Source organism: Ensifer canadensis (assembly GCF_017488845.2).
GTDB classification, from domain to species: Bacteria; Pseudomonadota; Alphaproteobacteria; order Rhizobiales; family Rhizobiaceae; genus Ensifer; species Ensifer canadensis.
This window is the reverse complement of record NZ_CP083371.1, coordinates 1,758,479-1,781,700: the sequence shown is the minus strand read 5'-3', so window position 1 is coordinate 1,781,700 and position 23,222 is coordinate 1,758,479. Positions and strand designations below refer to the sequence as shown.

Here is a 23,222-nt window from a genome sequence, read left to right as displayed (position 1 = left end):
CGGTGCGCCTGATCTGCGCGCGCGTTTCTGGCGGAAGACTTCGGCGGGTGGTTTGTAGCCGAGGCATTTGCGCGGTGTTGCGTTCAGATGATTGCAGATTTCGGTTAGATCGCAGTCGCTGAGCGACAGGGGATCGACCTCTCTCGAAAGCCATTTCCTGGCCCGTCTGTTGGTGTTTTCGACGGTTCCTTTCTGCCACGGGGATTGTGGATCGCAGAACCATGTTTGCGCTCCGATGGTGGCTTGCAGGCAGGGCCGCGGGCGGCAACAATGTCGTGATCGGCGAACCATGGCATCCCGGCTCCTCGCGGTCATCCACGACCTCGACACGGCGTATGGACCGGCGGCGTCATCCCATCGATGGACGCCTGACCACGGTGGCCAACGAAGCCGCGGCTGCAGGCGAATGCGGGCCTCCGGAAAGCTGAGGCCTAGCGTGCCGTCAGCCGAGACCGAAGACGACATCGCTTTCCATGAGAGCCGAGAGCGAAACATGCTCAATCAGAATGCCTTCGACATCGGAGCCGTTGAAGGCGATGAACAAGCCGTCGGTCGTATCGCTGGCGGCGGCAAGAAAATCGGCATAGCTGTGAATGCCTGTGGCGTCCTGGGCCTCTTCGGAAAAGGCGATCCGATCGCCCTGCCTGCCAACGAAATCGAGAATGTGATCGAGGCCCGCCTGGCCGGAGGTTTCCGACGACCACAGAAACGTGTCGGCGCCGCTGTCGCCCTTCAACAGGTCGGCGCCATTGCCGCCACTCAACAGGTCGTCCTGCGAGCCGCCGTCGAGAAAATCCGCACCTTCGCCGCCGAAAAGCTGGTCGTTTTCCGAGGCGCCCCTCAGCGTGTCGTCCCCACCACGCCCATCGAGGATATCGTTGCCGCTCGACGAATAGAGGGTGTCATTGTCGTCGGCGCCGCGCAGCACGTCGTCGTAGCGCCCGGATGAGACGTTGAAGTACTCCACATTGGTGAAGGCCAAGCCGGTGTGTGTTGCGCCGCGTGTCGCGTCGAAGTCGGTTACCTGCGGCAAGCCGCCATAGTTGAGGTTCAATAGATCCCGGCCTTCGCCGCCATCGACCTCTCCGAGGTAACGGGCATTGATCGTGTCGTTGCCCGCGCCGCCGCGCAGGATCGACGCGACGCCAAGGGTGCCGCTGCCGGGAAAGGTGTCCTGCAGCCAGTCATCGCCGGCGCCGCCATCGAGCATGTCGCTGCCGCCGTCATTGGCAAGCGTATCCCTGCCGTCGCCGCCAAAAGCCACGTCATCGCCAGCGCCTGTCTCTATCATGTCGTCTCCGGCGCCGGCATCGATGTAGTCGTTGCCCTCCTCGCCATCGAACCGGTCACGCCTGGCACCGCCTTCGAGATGATCGTTTCCCGCGCCGGCATCGACCACGAGATAGGTAAGATCACCCGCGATGACCCGATCGTTGCCGCTGCCAAGCGCGAGGCTTGCCTCCTCTATGCCGCGCAACACTGTGCCGGTCGAGGCCTCACCGGCAGCGAAATCGACAGTGAGGTCGCTCGTGCTCTGCGTCTCCTTGATATAGAGCCAGTCCTGGCCGGCGCCGCCATCGATCTCGGCGGAGTAGAGTGTCGAGACGATCTGGTCGCGGCCGTCGCCGCCAAAAAGACGGTTGGCACCGAGCCCGTCGGTGATCATGTCATCGCCCGCGCCGGCGTCGACGAAATCGTTGCCGCCTGCCGTCTCGATAACGTCGCCAAGTGCGCTACCCGTAATATGATCGCTTCCGCGTCCCGTCGTCAGCACAATCCACTCGACATCCTGGTACTGGATGAAGAGATGCCGCTCCTCCTGCGTCCCGTATCCGATGATGCCGTGACCATTCTCCAGGTTGAACACGACCGGAGCGGCCGATGCCGAGAGGTCGACGGCCAGCGTATCGTCTCCGGCACCGCCGAAAACGGCGCTGCCCGTCCCGACAAGCACGAAGCGGTCATTTCCATCACCGCCGTCGAGACGGTCGTGACCACCCGTATTGGTGATGATGTCCTGTCCCGCGCCCGCATTGACGACGTCGTTGCCGGCACCGGTCGAAATCCGATCGCCCCCGGCAGTTCCGGTGATCCGGTCGTCACCACTGCCGGCGAGCAGGCGCAGCCACTCGATATCGTGGAAGAAGATGTGCCGGTTTGTGGCGCTCGGGTCGCCAGCATAGCCATGGCCGCTGGCACCGTTGAAGACCATCCGGTCTGCGCTTTGCGAGAAGTCGACGACAAGGCCGTCGTAACCGCTGCCTCCGGTAACTGCGCCGCCGGTCCCGGTGAGAACGATCTGGTCATCACCGGCACCGCCGTCGAGGCGATCGTAGCCGTTCGAACTTGTCAGGGTGTCGCTTTCAGCCCCACCATCGACAAAATCGTCGCCGCCGCCCCCATCGATCGTATCGCTGCCGGGCAGGCCCCAGATGTAGTCGGTTACCTCCGAGCCTTTCAAAGCATCGTTTGAGTACGAGCCTACGATCTTTGCCATCTCGCCATCCCTTTCGATAGACTTATGCCAATACTTGCGATCACTCGAATAAGATCACCAAGCATCAAATCTATTTAACTAATTGCGTAAATCAACTCCGAATTAATCTTCCAAATGGAGGCAATTTAATTTGAAATCTATATTAGATATCGAAAGGGAACTGCGGAGAATTGCTTTGAAGTAAAGCCAAGATCTGCGGAAAGACGAAGCCATAGGTCAGGACGTGCTGTGACATGCTCGAGGACGAGAAGAGGTCCGTCATGTTTCTCCAGAGCCCCAGAGAGGATGTGGACAAGGGGTGCAATCTGCGGCCTCGGCGGCGCGGCGCGGCGTGTTGAGTTGGATCGCCCCTACCGCTTCTGACTTCTCGATCAATTCGATGGTTGAGGACCGAACGCCGATGCGTGCACCGACGAGAAGCCTGGTCCGTACGTGACCCTATGTCGTGCCGTTGGCCAGAAGCGAGATCTGCATCGAGGATCTGAAGGGCGAGAAGATCATCTCGTTCTCGCGTCAGAACCTGTCGTTCACCGAGCGCTGCTTTGCTGAAAAGTTCGAGGCGCACGATCTTGCAAAGAGCGTCGCCTATACCTGCGACGACACCTTCTCGGTGGTGTCACTGGTCTCGGCCGGTCTTGGCATCGGCTTTGCGCCGGAATGGACGCTGGATCTTCCCAACCGCAATTTCGAGCTCAGGAAGGTGAGGGGTATCGACTTCCGGATCGGTCTTGGGGTCGCCTGGAGTAAGGACGATCCAACCGCGGCCCGGGACGACATCATCGAAATTGCTCGGTCGCGGGTCAGAGCGGGGAAGTCAGGGGCGAGGTCTCGAAAACCTCGTGGTCTGCGATCCCTCAATCAAACGGAGCGGCTTGCCGGGCCTAGGCCTCCCGGATCCCGGCCGTTGGCCGTCGCGATGCTGATCCTCCGAGACGAGGCTTTTAACCGGTCAAGCCGCGCGCGAACGGGCTCTGGCAGCGCTGTTGCCGTCGCCTGGTACGCTCATTATTCTCCCAAGCTGCCGGCGGGGTCCGCGTTCGACCTCACTCAAAAGCTACAGTTCACGACTATCTGACGTTACTGCAGCTGCGATGTTCGAATCTGTCCTCCTGCACCATGACGAAATCGAATGCGGCCTGCCACGAGGTCGCGCCGTCGATGCGCTCGAAATCAGCGATCAGGGAGGATTTGACACCGAAAACGGCGTCGGAAGTGAGGAAGGGGTCGCCGCCGGTGAAGATGTGGGTGACAATCTTCTGGTGGCCCGGAGCAGTTACAAGGAAATGCATGTGGGCCGGGCGACAGGGGTGGCGATGGAGCGCCTCCAACAGGTCCCCAGCAGGCCCGTCGTCGGGAATGGAATAACTGACAGGCTTGATACCGACGAAGCTGTAGGCGCCGTCGGCGCCCGTGACGAAGCGTCCGCGGTTGTTCCATTTCGGCTGCAGGTCCGGCTGCTGAACGTCGTAGAAGCCATCGGCATTGTCTGACCAGACGTCGATCGTTGCCCCTTCTATTGCGTTGCCGTCGAGATCAATCACCCGGCCGTGGAACAGGCAGCTTTCGCCCTTACCGTCCAGACTGATGCTTTCCCCCATCGCCCGGATCGGCGCGTTGGCGACGTGGAACGGGCCGAAGACGGTGTTCTCCGTCGCGCCTTCGGGACGACGGTTGCCGATGGCGTCGACCAGCATGGAAAGCCCAAGGACGTCGCTGAGCAGGATAAACTCCTGCCGTGTGTCGGTACAGGTCTGGCCGGCGCGGGTGAGGAAATCAACGGCCAACTCCCATTCCCGCTGGGTCAACTCCACGTCCTTGATAAAATCATGCAGATGTCGAACGAGGCTCGCCATGACCTGACGCATGCGCGGTGCCACGTCTACGCCAATCCTGCCGTTCACAGTCTCGGCGGAGTGTTCCTCAGTGAAATAACGGCGCATCAATCGCTCCCTGTCAGGCGGATCGGTCGAGCCGTGCGGCGAACCAGTCGCCGACGAGTGCCGTCCGCTCGAAGCTGTGGTTGTATATCGTGTGCTCACCGTCCGGCCAGACGCGGAGGGCGGCCTCGCCCGTCGCGGCATCGAGGAAGGGTTGCTGGTCCTCCAGTGCCACCAGCGGATCGGCGCCTCCGTGCAGGACGAGAAGCGGGCAGGCGATTCTGTCCCGCGCCGGATCGAAACGCAGCTTTTCCATGACAGCCTCAATCATCGCTCGATCCTCGGTGCCGATCATTGCCGCGCTCTGCTCGAAGGCCGTGCGGAAGGGCAGGATGGCGGGGTGGGCGAAGGAGCCGTTGACGCAACAGGCGCGGATGCGGCTGTCGCTGCCCGCAGTGCGTGCCGCCCACAGGCCGCCGTAGCTGTTGCCCCAGATGCCCGGCGCGCCGAGGCTCGGATCGTCCAGGATTACATCGACCCAGCGGCTATAGGCGGCCTCGACCCCCGCCTGAAGATAAAGGCCTTGCTCGATGCGGGTCTCGCCCTGGCCGGGGCCTTCGGCGAGAAGGGTGGCAAGCCCGCGGCGCGCCAGCTCCCGGGCGATTGGCAGATAGGCGATGCCCCAGCCGCTCTGGCCGCCGAACAGGATGACGGTGCCGTTTGCACTTCCGCTTGCGGGGCGCACCAGCCAGCCGATCAGGCTTTTTCCCGAGTATCCGGTCTCGACCCGCTCGAAGGGCAGGCCGAAGACAGGGGTGAGCTTCCGACAGGCGGCGACCAGCCTGCGATACAGCGCGACCTTGCGGGGTTCGTCGAAATTGAAGGCCATCTGGGCGTAGACCAGCGCGGCGATGCCGCGCTGCCGTGCCTCGCCGGCGGTGACGATGTTTCCTTCAGCCTCGGCCCGGTCGGCCTGTTGCAGGCGCTCGGTGGCGATGGTTTCTGCCACCGCATCCCAGGGCTCGCCCTCCGAGATGCGGGCATGAAGCCGGCGCGCATCCCCCGGGTCCATGCCGCAGTCGAGAAGCCGCGTCAGTGGCATGGCCCGCTGATGGGCAAGGTTCGCCTTGATGACCGAGTCCTCGGTCATGCCCGTGCCTCCATGGTGGTCTCAAAGGTGGGTACAGGCTGATGCAGCCAGTGCAGCCTGTCGCGAAGGCCGCGCAGCAGGGTGGGGAGATCGGAGAGATCCCGGACTGCACCATACATCAGGAAATCGGGACGGCGCAGATAGGCGGCGAAACCATTTCTCTCCAGAAACGCCAGTTGCACGCCGTCAAGATCTGCGACTTGATCGGGCTCAGCATCGGTGTCGCCGACGACGATCCAGCGACCGCCGATGGCGTCGAAGAAAGCGTGGGTCGCGGGATCCAGATGGAGGCTCGGGTCGGTCCGGCTGACGATCAGGAAGCCGCGCCCCACCACGTCGTCCATCAAGCCTTCGCGGCCGCCGGCGCGCACGAGACCCTGTGGCGTTGGTGCACCGGTGGGGGTGAGGAGGTTACCATCGGGCTCCACATGCACCACGCCGGTCTCGATCTTGGGGAAGGGCGGGGGCGGCGGCATGTTTCCGGACAGGAAGAGTGCATTGCGTTCAGCCACCTTCGCCGGGTCGTCCTCGTTGGCGACCTTGCCGAGCATGGTCGAGGTCTTGGTGATCTGCGTGACATGCGGGCGCCGCTCCGCTTCATAGGTATCGAGAAGCTCCGGCTCGGCCTTGCCCCGCAACACGAGGTCCAGCTTCCATGCAAGATTGGCGCTGTCGCGAATGGCCGAACAGGCGCCCTGGCCCATATAGGGCATCATCGTGTGGGCGGCATCGCCCACCAGCATGACCCGGCCTTCCTTCCAGCTTTTTGTGATCGCGGGGTCAAATGTATAGACAACGTTGCGGATCGGCCGGATTTCGTCGAGCCCGATGCCATGCTGCTCGCTGAGCCAGGCAAGGCCATTCTTGATGTCTTCCCAGTAGCTGGTTTCCTCGCCCGGCAGCACGCGCATCTCGAAACGCACGCGGGATTTGCCGATCGGCATGTACATGTGCGCCCGTGCCGGGTCGCAATAGATCGAGGTAATGGCAAAGCGGTCGCCGAGATCCTTGACGTATTCGGAATCAAGATTGAGCCAACGTTCATGATGGCCGTACTGGTGACGCGCGATGCCGAGTGCGCGGCGCGTGAAACTGTTGGCGCCATCCGCGCCGATCACATAGTCCACCTCGATCCTGCGGACTGGATCGCCCCCGTCAGAAACCGCCTTCCACGAACCGTCCCAGGGTTGGGCTTCCAGAACGACCTTATCCGCACTCTGCTCGAGCTTGGAGACTTCCCAGCCGCGTAGGAACTCGACGTTCGGCAGAGGCTGTGCGCGGGAATAGATCGCGTCCTCGATTTCCGGCTGGAAGATCGAAATATGGGCGGGAAAACCGCATTGCTGCCCCTTCCAGTCCAGATCGATCAGAATGTTTCCCTGATCGTCGAGGTAGTGGTAGGTGTCGATCGCCTGCGCGTCGCGAAGGGCATGACCGATATCCCCGGCCGAGGCGACCAGGCGTGCCGTCTCGCCGTCGATATGGCTGAGGCGGGGCAGGCCGTAGGGTTCGGGCCAGCGCTCGATAACGATGACATTATGGCCGGCTTGTCCGAGGAGCGAGGCGGCAGTCAGGCCCGCAGGCCCGCAACCGATAACGGCCACTTGCCGGTGCACCACAGGCGGCGATGCCTTGGATTGATTCATGTTATCCTCCCGTTTTGCAGATATGTCTCGGCGCGCGCGTTCAGGGCGCGTCGCCTCGCCATGCCGCGGCGAGCAGCGCGTGAATATCGGCCCGTGTCACTTCCCGCGGGTTCCAATAGGGGTTCGCTGTGGCGATCTCCGCGGCGCGGCCGATATCTTCCTCCCGAAAACCGATCTCCCTGAGGGCTGTCGGGGCGCCGATCTTGACCGCAAAACCGTGTATTGCCGCACCGGGGGAGGTTTCCCCGAAAATCGCACTGAGCGGCCGAAGTTCGTCGGCAGCGGCGGCCGCGTTGAAGGCGATTGCGTGGGGCAGAACGATCGCATGGGTCTCCGCATGCGGCAGGTCGAAGGCCCCCCCTAACACATGGCAGAGCTTGTGATGCAACGACATGCCGACTGTGCCAAGCACAGTGCCGCACAGCCAGGCGCCGTAGAGTGCATCGCTTCTGGCCGACAGATCCCGCGGCGCCATAGCGATGCGCGGTAGGGCCTCAGCGAGGGCTCTCAGGCCTTCCGTCGCCATTAGCGAGGAAATCGGGTTACGATCGCGAGCGTAGAGTGCCTCGGCGGCGTGGGCCATGGCGTTTAGGCCGCTGGTCATCGTCATTGGGACCGGCAGGCTGAGCGTGAGTTCCGGATCATAGATCACCAGTTCCGGCAGAATCGACGCTGCACGTACCGTCTCCTTGCGCCCCGCCTGAGTCTGCCCAAGGATGGGTGTGACCTCCGAGCCGGCATAGGTTGTGGGTATGACGATCTGAGGCGTATCGAGGCGATAGGCGATCGCTTTGCCGAGCCCGGTAGTCGAGCCGCCGCCGAAAGCGACGGTGCAGTCCGCGTCGTTGTCGCGCATGGCCTTGAGCGCCTGTTCGGTGATCTCGACGGGCGTGTGCATGGTCGCCTGCGTGAACAATCCAGCGGCGCGATCCGCCAAAAGGTTGACGATGGCACCGGCATCGTTGGCTTGCTGTGGTGTGGAGAGCACGAGGGCACGCTTGCAGCCCAAGGCTTCAACAGCTTCTGCCACCCCCGCGCGGGCGCCGGCGCCGAACCTAATTCTTGCCGGGGACCCCTGATAGTCGAATTCCCTCATCGGTTCCTCCCTGAACGGGGCCGCGAAATCGCTTGCGGCTCCATCTCGAGGAAAACAGTAGCGACGGACGAAGGTGAATTCGAATAATGATATCTCCAGATAACATACCATTATGTTATGTTGTGAGCGGAACACGGAACTTGGGAGAATCTCTTCTTGCAGATTGATCCGCGCCATCTGCTACAGCTCTGGGCGATCGTCGATGCCGGCGGCATGTCCGAGGCGGCGGAAATGCTGGGAATGACGCAGCCCGGCTTGTCACGCACAGTCGCCTTTCTGGAAAAGCGGCTGGGTGAGCCATTGTTTCTGCGCAACCGCCGCCCGATGGAGCCGACTCCCTTGTGTCGGGATCTTGCCGATCTCGGTGCAGCGGTACGGCGCGCAACGGCGCGAGCGAGCGACGTGGCCCAGTCATTCAGGCGTGGCGAGCGTGGCGATATCAGGATCGGCGGCACGCCGTTTTTCATGGACGCGCTGGTCTCGGCGATGGTCGGCCAATTCCAGCGGACAAGGCCGAACGTTAGAATCGAGCAGGTCTATGGTTACACGACGAGCCTTGCCGAAAAGATCAGAGCTGGGCAGCTGGACCTCGCGATCTGTCCGGTCGAGGTCTTCGATGCAGATAGCGATCTGACCTTCGACCCGATCCTGACAGGGCGCAATGTGGTTGCCTGTCGCTCGGGACATCCGCTTCTTGCATCGGACAGGCTCCTGCCTGCCGACCTGCTGCGGTATCCCTGGATCGAGCCACCTGCCGGAAGTCCGCTGAGCGCCGATCTCAGAACTGCGCTAGTCAATCTGGGCGCCGAGCATGTGCGCATCAATTTCTCCGGCGCCTCGCTCGCCGGCATTCTCGCCCATCTCGCCCATTCTGACAGCCTCGCCGTGCTGCCCTTCGGCGTGGTCTTCGCTCGGCGGGAAACCGACAACATCACCGCGTTACCCATCCTGCCGAGCGGCGTGCCGCGCGCGCTTGGCTTCGTGCAATCAAAACTGATGCCGCCTGGGCCAGCAGCGCTGCAACTCAAGATGCACGTGCTCTCGGCTTTTGCCGGGCTGAAGCCCGAGATGGAGGCCTATGCGCAACGGTGCGGCGTTTCTGGCTAGGATAGCCACTGGTTCCGGCGGTCTAATGCTACGACAGACATTCGTAACAGACGGGCCAAGGGGCAGTGGTTCAATTCTACCCAAGGCGACCTTTACGTCGGATTGAGATTAGGCGTTCCACAGGCTGCAAGCACACGTCTCAAAAGTCCTTTTGACCCCGTCGTGTACGAGGAAGCGCAACATGGCGGCGCGAGTTCTTAAATCCCTGATCCGTCGAGCTCTCGCTCGTCTTCGCCTTCCCAGGGTGAGGGCATTGAGGTGCGATTGAGATTGGCCGAGGGCATCGGCATCCAGCACTTCAATTCGGGCTCGGCGTATTCGATGATGCGGCCGGGCGAGGAATCAGAGGCGCGCCAGCCTTCTGCACCGAACTGATCGCCATTCGACCAATATGCGAGGTCAACTTCTGCCGCCCCCTGTTCGGACGGGCGGATCGTAACGAGGATCCGACTGCCGTTTTTCGGCGCGCTTGCCATGTGGCGCCAGGGATCTGGCTCGGCCATCATTTTCCTCCTGTCTTGCTGCAGGTTGCAAGTGTCGCCTCGCCATCGGAAACGGTCAACTCAAACTTTGCACAACCCATCGTCTATCGATTGACTACCCGATCAGGATGGACGCTCCGAATTGAGGTGTACCATCGCTCCTCGGCTGGCATTTCGTAGCGTGGGTCCGCCGATGGCGCCGGCTGGAGGAGTGTCTACGACATTTTGAAGCAGGACGGCTGCACCATCAGCATCGTCCAGAACCCGACGATCTCGCCTGCCGATGACGTTGCCGCCGCCCGCACAAAGGCTGATGGCAAAGCGCGCCGGCTCAAAGTTCACCAACGTCATGTCCTTCGCACACTGGCGGCTCCGGTATCCGAACAACAGACAAATTCCAGGGGCGCAGGCATAATGAACGAACGCCAAAAACGAACGCGCCCGCTTGAAGCAAGCAGGCGCGTGAAGAGAGGTCCACTGCGGATAGGCCGAGGGGCTGGAAAATCTCAGCTTCGCGGCTTCAAGTTCTCCGGGTCGTAGAGCGGCTTGTAACCAACGCCGGCGACTTCGACGGGATAGGTTTCGGCGAAGTATTCGACGTTTAGCGTGCGGCCGACCTGGCAGTGCGACCAGGGCAGATAGGCAAGCGCGATGTTCTTGCCGATCGTCGGCCCAAAGGCGATGGAGGTGGTATAGGAGCGGCGGCCGAGTTCGTCGACCAGCACCGCGCCGGTTTCCGGGTCCATGACCGGCAGGCTGCCGACCGGGTAGCGCTTCACGCCGTTTCTATCGGTATTCTCCGTGAGGATGAGCGTGCAGAGCATGGCCGGCTGGTGCTCACGTGCCTTGTATTCAAGATGTTTCGCCTTGCCGCGGAAGTCCACGTCCTTCACCTTCGGACGAGCCAGATCGGCCTCGATGAGGTTGTACTGTGTGAGAAGATCGGCATTCTGCAGGCGCAGGCTCTTTTCCAGACGGCGCGAGTTTGCATAGGTTTCGACGCCGAAGGCCATGACGCCGGTTGAGCGCAGTGCGTCCCAGACGGCGAGGCCGTCCTCATATTTCATGTGCAACTCCCAGCCCTGCTCGCCGACATAGGAGATGCGGAAGGCGGTGACCTTCCTGCCGGCGATTTCGATCGGTTTGATCGCAGCGAAAGCAAAGTTCTCGAGATCGAGGCCGGCCGGATCGGCAACCACCTTCTTCAGCGTTTCGCGGGCGTTGGGGCCCCAAATGCCGATGGTGATGAACTTCTCCGAAACGTCGGTGATGGTGACGTCAAGGCCGCGATCTTCGGCGACGCGGCGCATGTACTGGAAGTCGCGCGGGCCGGCATCGGCGCCGTTCACGAGACGGCAGCGATCGGCCATGCGGAAGACGGTGAAGTCGGCCCGTACCATTCCTTCGTCATCGAGGAAATGGGTGTAGATGCCCTTGCCGATATTGCCGTCGCCGCCGATCTTGGCGGCGCAAAGCCACTCCAGCAACTCGACGTGGTCAGGGCCTTCGATGTCAACCATATGAAAGTGCGAGAGGTTGACGATACCGCAATCCTCGCTCATCGCCAGATGTTCGGCGTTGGACACGCGCCAGAAATGGCGGCTGTCCCACTCGTTCTGGCGCACTGGAACGCGGTTGCCGTATTTTTCTAGGAGGTGCTCGTTGGCGGCGTAGCCATGGGCGCGCTCCCAGCCACCGAGTTCCATGAAGTAGCCGCCGAGCTCTTTCTCGCGCTCGTAGAAGGGCGAGCGCTTGACGTTGCGGCCGCTGGCATAGGGCTCGCGCGTGTGCACGGCCGGATAGTAGATCTTCTGCGCCGCCTCGAAGCAGCGGCCCTCGATGAACTTCTCCTCCAGCTGGTGCGGGTAGAAGCGAGAATAGTCGATCGAGGCGTGGTCGATCTCAGTGCGCCCGTCCGTCATCCAGTCGGCGATCAGCTTGCCGTAGCCGGGACCGTCCTTCACCCAGATGGCGACGCAGTACCAGAGGCCGCGCACCTTCTGGCTCTCGCCGCAGGAGGGGCCGCCGGCGGCCGAGACCTGCAGCAGGCCGTTGAAGGAATGGCCTTCATTGTAGCCGAGTTCGCCGAGGATCGGCGTCAGTTCCATGGCGCGCTCGAGCGGCTCGATGATCTGCTCCATATCGAGGTCGCGCTGCGAGGGCGACAGGCGTGCCTCGTGCTTTTCGAGAATGTTGCGCGGATGGCAGAGGCGCGGGTTGGTGGTCTCGTAATAGCCCCACTCGATCTGGCCACCTTCGGTGGTCTTCGGATCGCCGGTGTCGCGCATATAGGCGGAGTTGCCCTGGTCGCGCAGGAGCGGGAAGCCGATTTCCTTGCCGGTGCCTTCGAATTCGTTATACGGGCCGAAGAAGGTGAGCGGATGGTCGACCGGCATCACCGGCAGATCCTCGCCGACCATTTCGGCGATCAGGCGGCCCCAGATGCCGGCGCAGACGACGACATGGTCGGCCATGATCGTGCCGCGATGGGTGACGACGCCCTTGATGCGGCCGTTCTCGACGATGAGCGACCTTGCCGGCGTGTTGCCGAAGATCTGGAGCTTTCCGGATTTCTCGGCCGCATCGACCAGTTTGCCAGCAACTGTCTGCGAGCGCGGGATGACGAGGCCGGCATCCGGGTCGAACATGCCGCCCATGACCTGATCTTCCTCGATCAGCGGGAACATCTTCTTGATTTCCGCGGGCGAGACATAGTGGGCGCGGGTGCCGAAGGCCTTGGCGGAGGAAAGCTTGCGCTTGATCTCTTCCATCCAGACATCGTCGCCGGTACGCGCGACTTCCAGGCCGCCAATGCGGGCGTAGTGACCCATCTTCTCGAAGAAGTCGATCGAATACTGCGTCGTCCAAACCGAAAGATAATCGTGGCTGGTCGTGTAGCAGAAGTCGGACGCGTGCGCCGTCGAGCCGATATCGGTCGGGATGCCGGACTTGTCGATGCCAACGATGTCGTCCCAACCGCGCTCGATCAGGTGATGCGCGATCGAGGCACCAACGATGCCACCCAGCCCGATGATTACGACCTTCGCCTTTTGAGGAAACTCTGCCATTGATTGCGACCCTGATTGAAACTGAAGCCGGATTTTAGGATTTGCGGCGCTGCGATTAGAGCCTGTCTACGACATAATTATCGTGCTGCACGACCAGAGCCTGCACTCTGCAAACAGGATTTCTCCATCACGACAGAGCCGTCGACAAGGGTGCATCTCCTCGAACTCGGGTTTTTTCTTATCACCGCGACGACGCAGGGCCGCTGCAGAGTGGATCGCACGTGGCGCTGACAGCTTCATAAGTCACGAGCCCTTGACGTCGTTAGCTCTCGACGTCGTTCATTTTCTCCTGATGCGCGGAATGCGCGCCGAAAATTGCGTTACGGGGACTGTACTCTGCTGGGGGAAACGCCAAACTTTTCAGATAAATAAGCCGGCCGCGATAGATTGGTGTTGACAATACACAACAGTCTTTGGCAAATGTCATCGCCGACCTCATCAGGTCGGCCGTCGCGGCATCCGAACTCGAAAGAGGTCCGGGTGCGCGCTCACGGAGCGTGCCTAGGAGCACGCTGGGAGCCGTGACTGCGCTTGCCTGCGAACGACAATGACGGAGGGCGCGCTTTGGAATTTCGGGTTGATCGCCAGTTGGCATTTTTGGCCGTCGTCAACGTTGCTGTGCTGGTAGCGGGCGGCGTGTTGGTCGGTGCCAGTTTCCTCGACATCTACAACCTGCAATCCATGGCGGGCCAAGTCCCCGAGCTCGGGCTTCTCGCGCTCGGCGTGATGCTGGCGATGATCTCGGGCAATGGCGGCATCGATCTGTCGGGCATCGCCCTTGCCAACCTTTCGGGTGTCATCGCTTATCTCGTGCTGCGCGACACGGTTTCGCCCGATGACGCGCCGCTGCTGTTCAGCTGGAGCTTTGCCGGCATAGCACTGCTCGTCGGCCTAGTTGGCGGAATGCTGAATGGGTTTCTGATTTCGAGCGCCGGCTTGACGCCGATCATCGCCACGCTTGGCACGCAGCTGTTCTTTACCGGCCTTGCGATCGCTTTCACCAACGGTTCGGCGCTGGGCCTCGGCTTCATCGAGCCGCTCGACGCCTTCGGTAACACACCGGTTCTCGGCGTGCCGCTGTGCTTTGCGCTCTTCTTACTGATTGCTCTCATCCTCGGCGGCGTGCTGCGCTACAGCCCGTTCGGCCTCAGGCTCCTGCTGCTCGGCAACAATGCCAAGGCCGCGCGCTATGCCGGCATTGCGGAAAAGCGCATCCTGTTTTTGACCTATACCGCCTGCGGCGTGCTTGCGTCGGTCGCCGGCATCGTGATCGCCGCGCGCACCTCGAGCGTGAAGTGGGACTACGGCAATTCCTACGTGCTGATCGCCATTCTCATCGCCGTCATGGCGGGCGTTCGCCCTGAGGGCGGCTATGGCCGGGTGATCTGTGTCGTCCTGTCGGCGACGTCGCTGCAGATCCTGTCGAGCCTGTTCAACTTCATGGACATTTCCAACTTCTTCCGCGACCTCGCCTGGGGCGTGCTTCTGCTCGTCTTTCTCGCGACATCCGGCTTCGACGCCAAGGCCTGGTTCAAGGCATTGCGCGGCTGATCCAAGTTCCAGGGCCGGCGAGATGCCTTCGCACGCCGGTCGATCTGTCAAAATTCGAAGGTTCTTTGGGAGGAATGCATGCTTGCCATTCGTAAATTCGCTGCCTGCGCCGTCGCGCTTGGAGCACTGACTGCAACCACGGCTGCCATTGCCGAGGAAACCCCCAGCATCGTCACGGTGGTGAAAGTCACGGGCGAGAACTGGTTTACTCGCATGAACGAAGGCGTCGATGCCTATGGCAAGGAAAACCCCGGTGTAGCCACCAGCCAGGTCGGCCCGGGCAAGGCCGACGCAGCCCAGCAGGGCCGTCTGATCGAAGATCTGGTTGCCAAGAAGGTTGCCGCGATCGCCGTCGTGCCGATGGATGCTTCCGCCCTCGAAGGCGTGTTGAAGCGCGCCGCCCAGCGCGGCATCAAAGTCATCACCCATGAAGCCGATAATATGAAGAACACGCTCGTCGACATCGAAGCCTTCGACAACAAGGTCTTTGGCGCGCGCTTCAACGAGAAGATCGCCGAATGCATGGGCAAGTCCGGCAAGTGGACCTCCTTCGTCGGCTCGCTCGGCAGCCTGACCCATGTGCAGTGGGCCGACGGCGGTTCGGAAAACGCCCAGAAATACCCCGAGATGGAACTGGTCTCCGAGAAGAACGAATCCTTCAATGATGCCAACCGCGCCTATGAAAAGGCGCGCGAGATCCTGCGCAAGTACCCTGACATCAAGGGCTTCCAGGGCGGTTCGGCCATCGACGTCATCGGCATCGGCCGTGCCGTCGAGGAAGCCGGCCTGCAGGACAAGACCTGCGTATTCGGCATCGGCCTGCCCAAGGACACCGGCTCCTACCTCGAATCGGGCGCTGTCGACGGCATCAGCTTCTGGGATCCGAAGGATGCCGGCTACGTCATGAACAAGGTCGCCGACATGGTGCTGAAGGACGAGGAACTGAAGGACGGCATGGACCTCGGCGTTGCCGGCTACGAAAAGGTCACCGTCAAGAAGGGTGCCGGCGACGGCGTGATCGTGGTCGGCCAGGCATGGGTCGACGTCGACAAGTCGAACTACGCCAAGTACCCGTTCTGATTGGGTCGAGATGATGGCGATGCCGGGCCCGACAATGGGCCCGGCGTTGCGCGTCGAGTGCCGCTACAGCGTCGCGCGTCGAATGTGATGCGCCAGGGACACTGTAACGCTTTAGACCTGCTGCAATCGTCTCCTGGATCTATGGCGATCCAAGGAAACGTGCAGCAGGCCCGTTCTTTTTGGTCAGGACAGTGCCATGCAGCTCAAGCACGAAGCCGGCGCGCCGCATCCCGGCGGCGAAACCTCGAAAGCCGCAATTCCCTATCTGGAAATTCGCGATGTCCAGAAACGCTTCGGCGGCGTTCGCGCGCTGAAGGGGGTCAGCTTTTCGATCGAGCCCGGACAGATCTACCATCTCATGGGCGAGAATGGCTGCGGCAAGAGTACGCTCATCAAGATCATTTCCGGCGCGCAGCCGGCCGATGCCGGCGAACTGCTGATCGATGGCAAGCCCGTGGGCCATCTCACACCGGTTGCCGCGCTCGCGGCCGGGATCGAGACCGTCTATCAGGACTTTTCTCTGCTGCCCAACCTGTCCGTCGCCGAAAATGTCGGCCTGACGCAGCAACTGGTCGCAGCCTCCGGCAAGCTTGCCCGGCGGCTTGATCTCGGACGAATGCGCCAGACGGCGGAACGGGCGCTCGCGGCCGTGAACCTGCCGACGACCCGCGCCTTTCTTTCGACCCGCACGGACGAGCTGCCGATGGCCACGCGTCAGCTCATTGCCATTGCGCGCGCCATTGCTTCCGATGCGCGCCTCGTCATCATGGACGAGCCGACGACGGCACTGACGAAGCACGAAGTCGATAATCTCATCTGCATAGTCAACCGACTGCGCGCCAAGGGCGTCGCAGTGCTGTTCGTCACCCACAAGCTCGACGAGTGCAAGTCGATCGGCGGGCGCGCCGTCATCATGCGCGACGGCCAGAAGGTCGCCGAATGCGACATCGCCGATCACACCAAGGCCGAACTCGGCTTCTGGATGACGGGCAAGGTGCTGGACGAGGCGCGCTATCGTTCGGCGCCGAAGTTCGGCGAGGATCTGCTTGTCGTCGACGCGCTGTCGCTGAAGGATACCTTCGCCAATGTTTCCTTCTCCATGCGCCGCGGCGAGATCGTCGGTATCACCGGGCTTCTGGATTCCGGCCGCAACGAGCTGGCCCGGGCGATTGCCGGCGTCGCTCCAGCCGATACCGGACGCATCCGCCTCAATGGAAAGGATGTGACGCCCCGCAAGCCCGCCGATGCCATTGATGCCGGCATCGGCTACGTCCCCGAGGATCGCCTTTCGGAAGGTCTCTTTCTCGAGAAGCCGATCGAAGAGAACATTGTCGTGCCGGTGCTCGATCGCCTGCGCGGCGCCTTCGGCATCCTGGACGGCCGCCGCAGCCGCGCGCTGGCGAAGCGCTCGGTCGAAGACCTGCAGGTGGTCACGCCGGATGTCGCCAACCCGGTGCAGTCGCTGTCGGGCGGCAACCAGCAGCGCGTGCTTATCGGCCGCTGGCTGACCATCAATCCGAAGCTTCTGGTCCTGCACGGGCCGACCGTCGGCGTCGATGTCGGATCCAAGGACACGATCTACCGGATCATCCAGCGTCTCGCGGACGAAGGCATGGGCGTCATCATCATCAGCGACGACCTGCTCGAACTTCTGCAGAACTGCGACCGGATCATGGTGATGCGCAAAGGCGAAGTGGTGGAAACCTTCCAGGCCGAGGCGCTGGAGGAAGAGGCGCTTTACCGCGCCCTTGTAGAAGAGACGACCGTGAGGACCCCGCAATGACCGATACGACATTCAATGGGGCCACCCCAGCTGGCAACGACAAGGTTTCGCTTGGCTCCGCCTGGCGCTGGCTGCTGCGTCATCCGCCGGTCGTGACCTTTGCGCTGATCGTGCTCGTCTGCCTGGTGGTCGGCTCGATCAATACGGACTTCTGGCAGGTGTCGAACCTGTTCGACATCCTGCGCGCTTCCGTCGTGCGCGGGCTGTTCGCGCTCGGGGTCCTGGTGGTGCTGGCGTCCGGCGGCATCGACGTTTCCTTCACCGCCATTGCCGCCTTCGTCATGTATACGGTGACGATGCTGGTCACGAACCTGCTGCCGGGGTTGCCGATGCCGGTGATTTTGCTGGTCGCTGCCGCCGGCGGCGCCTGCTTCGGAGCGCTCAATGGCGTGCTCGTCCACGCGCTGCGCGCGCCGTCGCTGATTGTGACGATCGGAACGCAATACGTCATTCGCAGCTTCCTGCTGACCTTTGTCGGCACTGCCCTGTTCATGAACATTCCGGGCTCGATGGAGGCGTTCGGCAAACTCGCGCTTTTCACCCATCAAAGCGCCAACGGCTCCATCTCGGTGCTGCCGGCCTTCGTGCTTGTGCTCGCTGTTGCGGCCGCGGTGACCTGGTGGATCCTAGAGCGTACTTTGATGGGCCGGGCGGTTTATGCGGTCGGCGGCAATCCCGGCATCGCCGAACGCCTCGGCTTCAATCTGCGCACCGTGCATATCTTCGTCTTTGCCTATGCGGGCCTGCTGGCCGGTATTGCCGGGATCATGCATGTGGCGAGCAACCGGCTTGCCAATCCGTTCGACCTTGCCGGAACCGAGCTTGAGATCATCGCCGCGGTCGTTCTCGGCGGTGCGCGCATCACCGGCGGTTCGGGTAGCGTGATCGGCACGTTGCTCGGCGTGGTGCTGATCACGCTTGTCAGCAACGTCCTCATTCTCGTCGGCATTCCGAGCACGTGGCAGCTCGCCATTATCGGCGTCTTCATCGTTTTTGCCGGCACCGTCTTCTCGCTTCGTGCAAAAGGCTAACGGGCTTCGGCCGTCGTCCAGCGGGTCAAGGACTGCTATCCGCGGTCACCAATTCAGTAGGGAAGGTTGAGTGCATGGCGCACGACGTATCTGTAATCGGACTTTACATTCTAGATATTCTCGGCCGACCGGTGGACCGGATCCCGTCCGGCGGCAACGTCGAATTCATCGACGAGATCCGCTTGACCGTTGCGGGCACTGCCGGCGGTACGGTCGTCGACCTTGCCAAACTCGGGCTGAACTGCCTCGCGGTCGGTGCGGTCGGTGACGATGAGAAGGCGGACTTCGTGCTCGCCACGCTCGACCGCTTCGGTGTCGACCGGTCGGAGATGCAGCGCATTGCCGGCGTGCCGACATCCGCGAGCATTCTCAACATCCGCCGCAATGGCGAACGGCCGGCTTTGCACGTACGCGGCGCCTCCGGACATTTCGAGATCCCCGCGGATGCGCGCGAGCGGGTGCTGGCGCCGCCGATCGTCCATCTCGGCGGCACTGGGCTGCTCGATCGCCTCGACGGCGAACCCAGCCGCGTTTTGCTCGAGGAAGCCAAGCGCTTCGGCAGAACCACGACCTTCGACCTCCTGGGCGCGAACGACAACACGCTGTCGCTGATCCGGCCGCTTTTCCCCTTTATCGACTATTTCATGCCTTCAGTGGAGGAGGCGATGCTGATTTCCGGCCAGAAGACCGCCGAGGATGCCGGCCGTTTCTTTGCCGATCTCGGCGTCAAGCACTGCATCTTTACGCTCGGCGGCGACGGCGTCTGCTTCCTCGATGCCGACGGTAAGAGCCTGCGCCTCCCGGCATTCGAGATCGACGTGGTTGACACCACCGGCTGCGGCGACGCCTTCAATGCCGGCTTCATTGCCGGGCTTCATCATCGCATGGAGACGGAAACCGCCTTGAAGTTCGCCCAGGCATCCGCCGCGCTCGTGGCGACGGGTCTCGGCTCTGACGCCGGGATCACCTCTTTCGAGGCGACCTGGGACTTCATGAACAATGCCCGCGTGAAGGCCAACTGACGCCAGTCGTGGCTGCTGCCCGATCCTGTATCGGGCAGCAGGACGGCTATTGCAGCAGCATTTCTGCCGTCGCGATGTCAGTGACCAGATGGGTAGCGTAGCCGCCCTTCAACGTCGCCCTGATGGCCGTCAGCTTGCTGGCGCCCCCGGCAACGCACAGGCGCCGCGGCACCTGGCTTAACTCGTTGAGTTCGATGCCGACCATGCGGTTGTCGAGATCACCGCGCACCGGCCGGCCTTCCGCGTCGATGAAGCGGCAGATCAGCACCCCGACCGCTCCTCCGGCCTGGTAGGCGTCGATGTCTTCCTGCCCGGTGATATTGGCCGAGCGGATCAGCGTCTCGGGGCCGATGTCGCCGACACCGAAGAGGATGATGTTGGAGGAATGAATGAGCTCGAACTGCTTGACCAGCACCTGTTCGGCCAGAAGCGCCTGCTTCAGGGCGGGTGTCGACAGCAGGGCCGGTGCAAGCAGGTTGATGCAGCGGGCGTGGATGCGGCGCGACATCAAGGATGTGCAGAATTCAGGCGCGAAATCCGGATTGGCGATCGAGCTTCCGGAGACCTGCACCACCGTCAATCCCTCTACCGGCTCGGGAAGCGAGATGCTGTCGGCCACGGCCAGCACCGTCCGGCCCCAGGCGACGCCGATCGTGTCGCCTGGCTGAACCATATCGGCAAGCAGGCGAGCACCGGCCTCGCCAAGCCGTTGCACCAGGTCGCTGTTGTCGAGGGCGGGAATGACCAGCGCACCCTCCAGGCTGAACTTGTCCTTCAGACGCCGTGCGATACCAGTCCGGGAGCCGACTTCCGTGTTCAGGCGAATGTTGACCAGGCCACGCTCGCGCGCTTCCTGCAGGTAGTTGACGATCGTTGCCCTGGATACACCGAGCATCTTGGCGATTTCGCTCTGGGTGAGCTGGTCGACATAATAGAGCCAGGCAGCCCAGACGACGCCGTCGTCGAACTCCGCAGGCAAGACTATGCCTTCGCCGACTGCCCGGTTTCCCCGCGCCGTATCCATCATCGTCTGCTCCCCTGGATTGTCATGGCTTCTCCTGAAGCGGAAAAAGTGTCCGCCGTCAAACAAATTTGCCATGCGTGTTGACACATGACACAGCATGGTGGCAATTGTCTCGACGAAGGTTTTGGGAGACGCCGAGATGGAATGCTCGACTATAGGCGCGTGCCAGTGGGTTGGAAACGAACCAATCGGCAAAGCGCGGCTTGGTGTCTTTCCCGCCCCCACAAATCGGCTGCAGCTCGCTCTCGACGTCGACCGCAATCCCAAGGCCATGCAGCCTTGGCGTGATGGCGCAGACGCAGGTTGCCGCCTGCAGCCAACCGACGGATAGCGTCGCCGTTTTGTCCTCACGGCGTGCGGGGAACGGTCGTCCGTTCGGCGCGCAGGCCGAGCAAGGGCTGCTGACGACAGGACTTGATTTTCAAACCCCATGGAAAACGCTGCCAAGCGCGGGAAGACAGGAGCCTTTTATGAAATCCAGATGGTCAGAAACCGAATTCGCCCGTGTCGTCGACACCTACGTCAACGCCGGCGTCAACCGGGACCTAGCGATCCGCACCTACACGACACGGCTTCTGGGTTCGGATCCCGAACTGGTACTGCATGGCGGCGGCAACACCTCCGTCAAGACCACGTTTACCGAGATGGATGGTTCCGAGGTTTCCGTTCTGTGCGTGAAAGGCAGCGGCTGGGACATGGGCACGATCGAACCGGCGGGCCTGCCTGCCGTCAGGCTGGAGCCGCTTCAGGCCATGGTCAAATTCCCGACACTCAGCGACGACGACATGGTGATGCTGCAGCGCCGGCTGCTGCTTGATCCTGCAGCGCCGAACCCTTCGGTGGAAGCGATCCTGCACGCCAACCTGCCGTTTCGGCATATCGACCACACCCATGCCAATGCGATCGTGTCGCTGACCAATCAGCCGCATGGCGAGGATCTGGTGCGCGAACTGTTCCCCGATTCCATCATCGTTCCCTACGTGATGCCGGGCTTCGATCTCGCCAAGGCCTGCGACGAGGCGTTCCGCGCCAATCCGGGCGCCGACGGCATGATCCTGCTGAAGCATGGCATTTTCACCTGGTCGGAAGATCCGCGTGAATCCTATGAGAAGATGATCGCCGCCATCGACAAGGCCGAGCGCCGCATCGCCCGCGGCAACCCGCGTCCGTTCATGGTCGTCCAGCCGGCGGCCCCGCTTGCCACGGCAGCTCAGATCGCCCCGGTTCTGCGTGGCGCCATCGCGATCGATACCGGCGTCGAGGGCTGCCCGCGCCGCTTCGTGCTGGAACATCGCTCCGGCCCTGATGTCCTCGATTTCTGCAATGCCGAGAATGTTGCCGATCTGGTTCACCGCGGCAATGCAACGCCCGAGCATGTCATCCACATCAAGCGCTTCGGCGTGGCGCTGTCCGCTCCTGTCGCCGGCGACATGGCCGGCTGGGCTGAAGAGGTGCGCGCAGCCGTCGCCGCCTATAAGGACGAGTATCGCGCCTACTTCGAGCGCAACAACGCGCGCGTCGGTGGGATCAAGCGCATGCTCGATCCGATGCCGCGTGTCTTCTATGTTGCCGGTGTCGGCCTGTTTGCCGCCGGCCCGACAAAGAAGGCCGCCCGTGTCGGCGCCGACGTTGCCGAGGCGACGATTGCCGTGATCCGCAATGCCGAAGGCATCGAGAGCTTCGAGGCATTGTCGGAAGAGGACCTCTTCGACATCGAGTACTGGTCGCTCGAGCAGGTTAAGCTGACGAAGCAGGCGGAGAAGCCGCTGAGCCGGCAGGTCGCGGTGATCACCGGTGGTGCGGGTGGGCTCGGGCTGGCGATTGCCGAGGCTCTGCACGCCGAGGGCGCCGAGATCGCGCTCTTGGACCTTGCCGAGGATGCCTTGCAGAAGGAAGCGGCAAGGCTCGGTGGTGTCGGCCTCGTCTGCGATGTGACGAAGCCCGAAGCGGTCGACGCGGCGCTCGCCGATGTGGCCCGGCATTTCGGTGGCATCGATATCGTCATCTCGAACGCCGGTGCGGCCTTCCAGGGCGCCCTGCTCGATGTTTCGGAGGAGGTCTTCCAGAAGGCTTTCGCGCTGAACTTCTGGGGGCACCACTATATTGCCCGCAGCGCGGTCCGGATCATGAAAGCCCAGAGAACTGGCGGTGCACTGGTCTTCAATGTCTCGAAGCAGGCGGTCAATCCCGGCCCCGACTTCGGCCCTTACGGCACGTCGAAGGCGGCGTTGATGGCACTGATGCGTCAATATGCCGTCGAACATGGCGCCGACGGCATCACCTCGAACGCGGTCAACGCCGACCGCATTCGCACCGGCCTGATGACCGATCAGATGATCGAGGAGCGCAGCCAGGCGCGCGGCATTTCGCCGGAAAGCTACATGCGCGGCAACCTGGTTCGACGTGAGGTAACGGCACGGGACGTCGCGGCCGCCTTCGTCCACCTCGCCAAGGCGCGCACCAGCACAGGCGCGGTGCTCACGGTCGACGGCGGCAATGTCGGCGCGATGATGCGCTGAGTTTAAAGCGTCCGTTATTCCGCCAAGTCCGAAGTAGCTCGGCCCCGGTCAGTCCAACTTGACCGGGGTTGGGCATATCCGTCCTTCAGGGCAGTCGCTCCCATTGGCTGTTCCCGCCGATCCATCTGCCGGCCGCCGCAGTTCCCTGGGGCACAACGATCCATGCGCGGATTGCAGGGGTGGAGTGAAGTCTTAGCGCTGCTATGGGCGCGGGGTATCGACTATATATCCCTCATCGAAGTGAACGAAGCGCCAAGGACTGGCAGCTAGGCTTCGAAAGCCCACGGAA

Annotated in this window: 15 protein-coding genes and 3 pseudogenes; 8 read left to right on the top strand and 10 right to left on the bottom strand. The window is 62.3% G+C overall.

Annotation, left to right across the window (positions count from 1 at the left end):
- Nucleotides 1-24 precede the first annotated feature (24 nt).
- The 3 genes and pseudogenes from J3R84_RS27890 to J3R84_RS27880 form a co-directional block, all read right to left on the bottom strand.
- Nucleotides 25-249 (bottom strand): annotated as a pseudogene (locus tag J3R84_RS27890) (transposase); the annotation flags it as partial.
- 193 nt (nucleotides 250-442) lie between these two features.
- Entirely contained in the window at nucleotides 443-2,497 is a 2,055-nt protein-coding gene (locus tag J3R84_RS27885; RefSeq protein ID WP_203529005.1) for a calcium-binding protein, read from the bottom strand.
- Between the two features lie 297 nt (nucleotides 2,498-2,794).
- A pseudogene (locus J3R84_RS27880) lies at nucleotides 2,795-2,911 on the bottom strand (mobile mystery protein A); the annotation flags it as partial.
- A 34-nt stretch (nucleotides 2,912-2,945) separates the two neighbouring features.
- On the opposite strand from J3R84_RS27880, the pseudogene J3R84_RS27875 reads away from it, so the two are divergent.
- Nucleotides 2,946-3,311 (top strand): annotated as a pseudogene (locus tag J3R84_RS27875) (LysR substrate-binding domain-containing protein); the annotation flags it as partial.
- A gap of 253 nt (nucleotides 3,312-3,564) precedes the next feature.
- Here J3R84_RS27875 and J3R84_RS27870 read toward each other — a convergent pair.
- Genes J3R84_RS27870 through J3R84_RS27855 form a run of 4 tightly spaced genes read right to left on the bottom strand, consistent with a single transcriptional unit; the run spans nucleotide 3,565 to nucleotide 8,266 of the window.
- A complete protein-coding gene (locus tag J3R84_RS27870; RefSeq protein WP_025428235.1) occupies nucleotides 3,565-4,437 on the bottom strand; it encodes a dioxygenase family protein in 873 nt (290 codons plus the stop codon).
- 13 nt (nucleotides 4,438-4,450) lie between these two features.
- Nucleotides 4,451-5,524, bottom strand: coding sequence for an alpha/beta hydrolase family protein (locus J3R84_RS27865; RefSeq protein ID WP_057217494.1), 1,074 nt, complete (start codon nucleotides 5,522-5,524; stop codon nucleotides 4,451-4,453).
- The gene (mhpA, locus tag J3R84_RS27860) at nucleotides 5,521-7,170 is read right to left on the bottom strand and encodes a bifunctional 3-(3-hydroxy-phenyl)propionate/3-hydroxycinnamic acid hydroxylase MhpA (RefSeq protein ID WP_203529007.1); all 1,650 of its coding nucleotides are present in this window, start codon (nucleotides 7,168-7,170) and stop codon (nucleotides 5,521-5,523) included. The genes J3R84_RS27865 and mhpA overlap by 4 nt, the downstream gene beginning before the upstream one ends.
- Before the next feature lie 40 nt (nucleotides 7,171-7,210).
- The gene (locus J3R84_RS27855; protein WP_025428238.1) at nucleotides 7,211-8,266 is read right to left on the bottom strand and encodes a maleylacetate reductase; all 1,056 of its coding nucleotides are present in this window, start codon (nucleotides 8,264-8,266) and stop codon (nucleotides 7,211-7,213) included.
- A 156-nt stretch (nucleotides 8,267-8,422) separates the two neighbouring features.
- Here J3R84_RS27855 and J3R84_RS27850 point away from each other — a divergent pair, with 156 nt between their 5' ends.
- Nucleotides 8,423-9,373, top strand: a complete 951-nt coding sequence (locus J3R84_RS27850; RefSeq protein WP_084815043.1) for a LysR family transcriptional regulator — start codon at nucleotides 8,423-8,425, stop codon at nucleotides 9,371-9,373.
- Nucleotides 9,374-9,570: 197 nt separating this feature from the next.
- Here the strand turns inward: J3R84_RS27850 and J3R84_RS27845 are convergent, their stop codons facing one another.
- A complete protein-coding gene (locus tag J3R84_RS27845; RefSeq protein WP_025428240.1) occupies nucleotides 9,571-9,876 on the bottom strand; it encodes a hypothetical protein in 306 nt (101 codons plus the stop codon).
- A 485-nt stretch (nucleotides 9,877-10,361) separates the two neighbouring features.
- Complete coding sequence (locus tag J3R84_RS27835; RefSeq protein ID WP_203529009.1) at nucleotides 10,362-12,923, bottom strand: GcvT family protein; 2,562 nt, start codon at nucleotides 12,921-12,923, stop codon at nucleotides 10,362-10,364.
- A 564-nt stretch (nucleotides 12,924-13,487) separates the two neighbouring features.
- Here J3R84_RS27835 and J3R84_RS27830 point away from each other — a divergent pair.
- The 5 genes from J3R84_RS27830 to J3R84_RS27810 all read left to right on the top strand — a co-directional run bounded on the left by J3R84_RS27830 (nucleotide 13,488) and on the right by J3R84_RS27810 (nucleotide 19,390).
- The gene (locus J3R84_RS27830; protein ID WP_025428242.1) at nucleotides 13,488-14,474 is read left to right on the top strand and encodes an ABC transporter permease; all 987 of its coding nucleotides are present in this window, start codon (nucleotides 13,488-13,490) and stop codon (nucleotides 14,472-14,474) included.
- A 78-nt stretch (nucleotides 14,475-14,552) separates the two neighbouring features.
- Nucleotides 14,553-15,554 (top strand): substrate-binding domain-containing protein, encoded by a 1,002-nt coding sequence (locus tag J3R84_RS27825; protein WP_025428243.1) that lies wholly within the window; start codon nucleotides 14,553-14,555, stop codon nucleotides 15,552-15,554.
- Between the two features lie 196 nt (nucleotides 15,555-15,750).
- Nucleotides 15,751-17,337, top strand: a complete 1,587-nt coding sequence (locus tag J3R84_RS27820) for a sugar ABC transporter ATP-binding protein (RefSeq protein WP_084815040.1) — start codon at nucleotides 15,751-15,753, stop codon at nucleotides 17,335-17,337.
- Complete coding sequence (locus J3R84_RS27815; protein WP_171520675.1) at nucleotides 17,334-18,368, top strand: ABC transporter permease; 1,035 nt, start codon at nucleotides 17,334-17,336, stop codon at nucleotides 18,366-18,368. Before J3R84_RS27820 ends, J3R84_RS27815 begins: the two co-directional genes overlap by 4 nt.
- Nucleotides 18,369-18,442: 74 nt before the next feature.
- A complete protein-coding gene (locus tag J3R84_RS27810; protein ID WP_025428246.1) occupies nucleotides 18,443-19,390 on the top strand; it encodes a carbohydrate kinase family protein in 948 nt (315 codons plus the stop codon).
- A gap of 46 nt (nucleotides 19,391-19,436) precedes the next feature.
- On the opposite strand, the gene J3R84_RS27805 is transcribed toward J3R84_RS27810, so the two are convergent.
- A complete protein-coding gene (locus J3R84_RS27805) occupies nucleotides 19,437-20,414 on the bottom strand; it encodes a sugar-binding transcriptional regulator (protein ID WP_057225122.1) in 978 nt (325 codons plus the stop codon).
- A gap of 470 nt (nucleotides 20,415-20,884) precedes the next feature.
- Between J3R84_RS27805 and J3R84_RS27800 the strand changes: the two genes are divergently transcribed.
- Nucleotides 20,885-22,933 carry a bifunctional aldolase/short-chain dehydrogenase gene (locus J3R84_RS27800; protein WP_171520676.1) on the top strand — a complete coding sequence of 683 codons (2,049 nt, stop codon included), beginning with the start codon at nucleotides 20,885-20,887 and terminating at the stop codon, nucleotides 22,931-22,933.
- The last annotated feature ends 289 nt before the right edge of the window (nucleotides 22,934-23,222 follow it).

Coding starts and splice junctions, on each gene's coding strand:
- J3R84_RS27800 (WP_171520676.1), top strand. CDS start 20,885: ATGAAATCCAGATGGTCAGAAACCGAATTCGCCCGTGTCGTCGACACC.
- J3R84_RS27820 (WP_084815040.1), top strand. CDS start 15,751: ATGCAGCTCAAGCACGAAGCCGGCGCGCCGCATCCCGGCGGCGAAACC.
- J3R84_RS27845 (WP_025428240.1), bottom strand. CDS start 9,876: ATGGCCGAGCCAGATCCCTGGCGCCACATGGCAAGCGCGCCGAAAAAC.
- J3R84_RS27855 (WP_025428238.1), bottom strand. CDS start 8,266: ATGAGGGAATTCGACTATCAGGGGTCCCCGGCAAGAATTAGGTTCGGC.
- J3R84_RS27825 (WP_025428243.1), top strand. CDS start 14,553: ATGCTTGCCATTCGTAAATTCGCTGCCTGCGCCGTCGCGCTTGGAGCA.
- J3R84_RS27815 (WP_171520675.1), top strand. CDS start 17,334: ATGACCGATACGACATTCAATGGGGCCACCCCAGCTGGCAACGACAAG.
- J3R84_RS27810 (WP_025428246.1), top strand. CDS start 18,443: ATGGCGCACGACGTATCTGTAATCGGACTTTACATTCTAGATATTCTC.
- mhpA (WP_203529007.1), bottom strand. CDS start 7,170: ATGAATCAATCCAAGGCATCGCCGCCTGTGGTGCACCGGCAAGTGGCC.
- J3R84_RS27870 (WP_025428235.1), bottom strand. CDS start 4,437: ATGCGCCGTTATTTCACTGAGGAACACTCCGCCGAGACTGTGAACGGC.
- J3R84_RS27865 (WP_057217494.1), bottom strand. CDS start 5,524: ATGACCGAGGACTCGGTCATCAAGGCGAACCTTGCCCATCAGCGGGCC.
- J3R84_RS27835 (WP_203529009.1), bottom strand. CDS start 12,923: ATGGCAGAGTTTCCTCAAAAGGCGAAGGTCGTAATCATCGGGCTGGGT.
- J3R84_RS27805 (WP_057225122.1), bottom strand. CDS start 20,414: ATGGATACGGCGCGGGGAAACCGGGCAGTCGGCGAAGGCATAGTCTTG.
- J3R84_RS27885 (WP_203529005.1), bottom strand. CDS start 2,497: ATGGCAAAGATCGTAGGCTCGTACTCAAACGATGCTTTGAAAGGCTCG.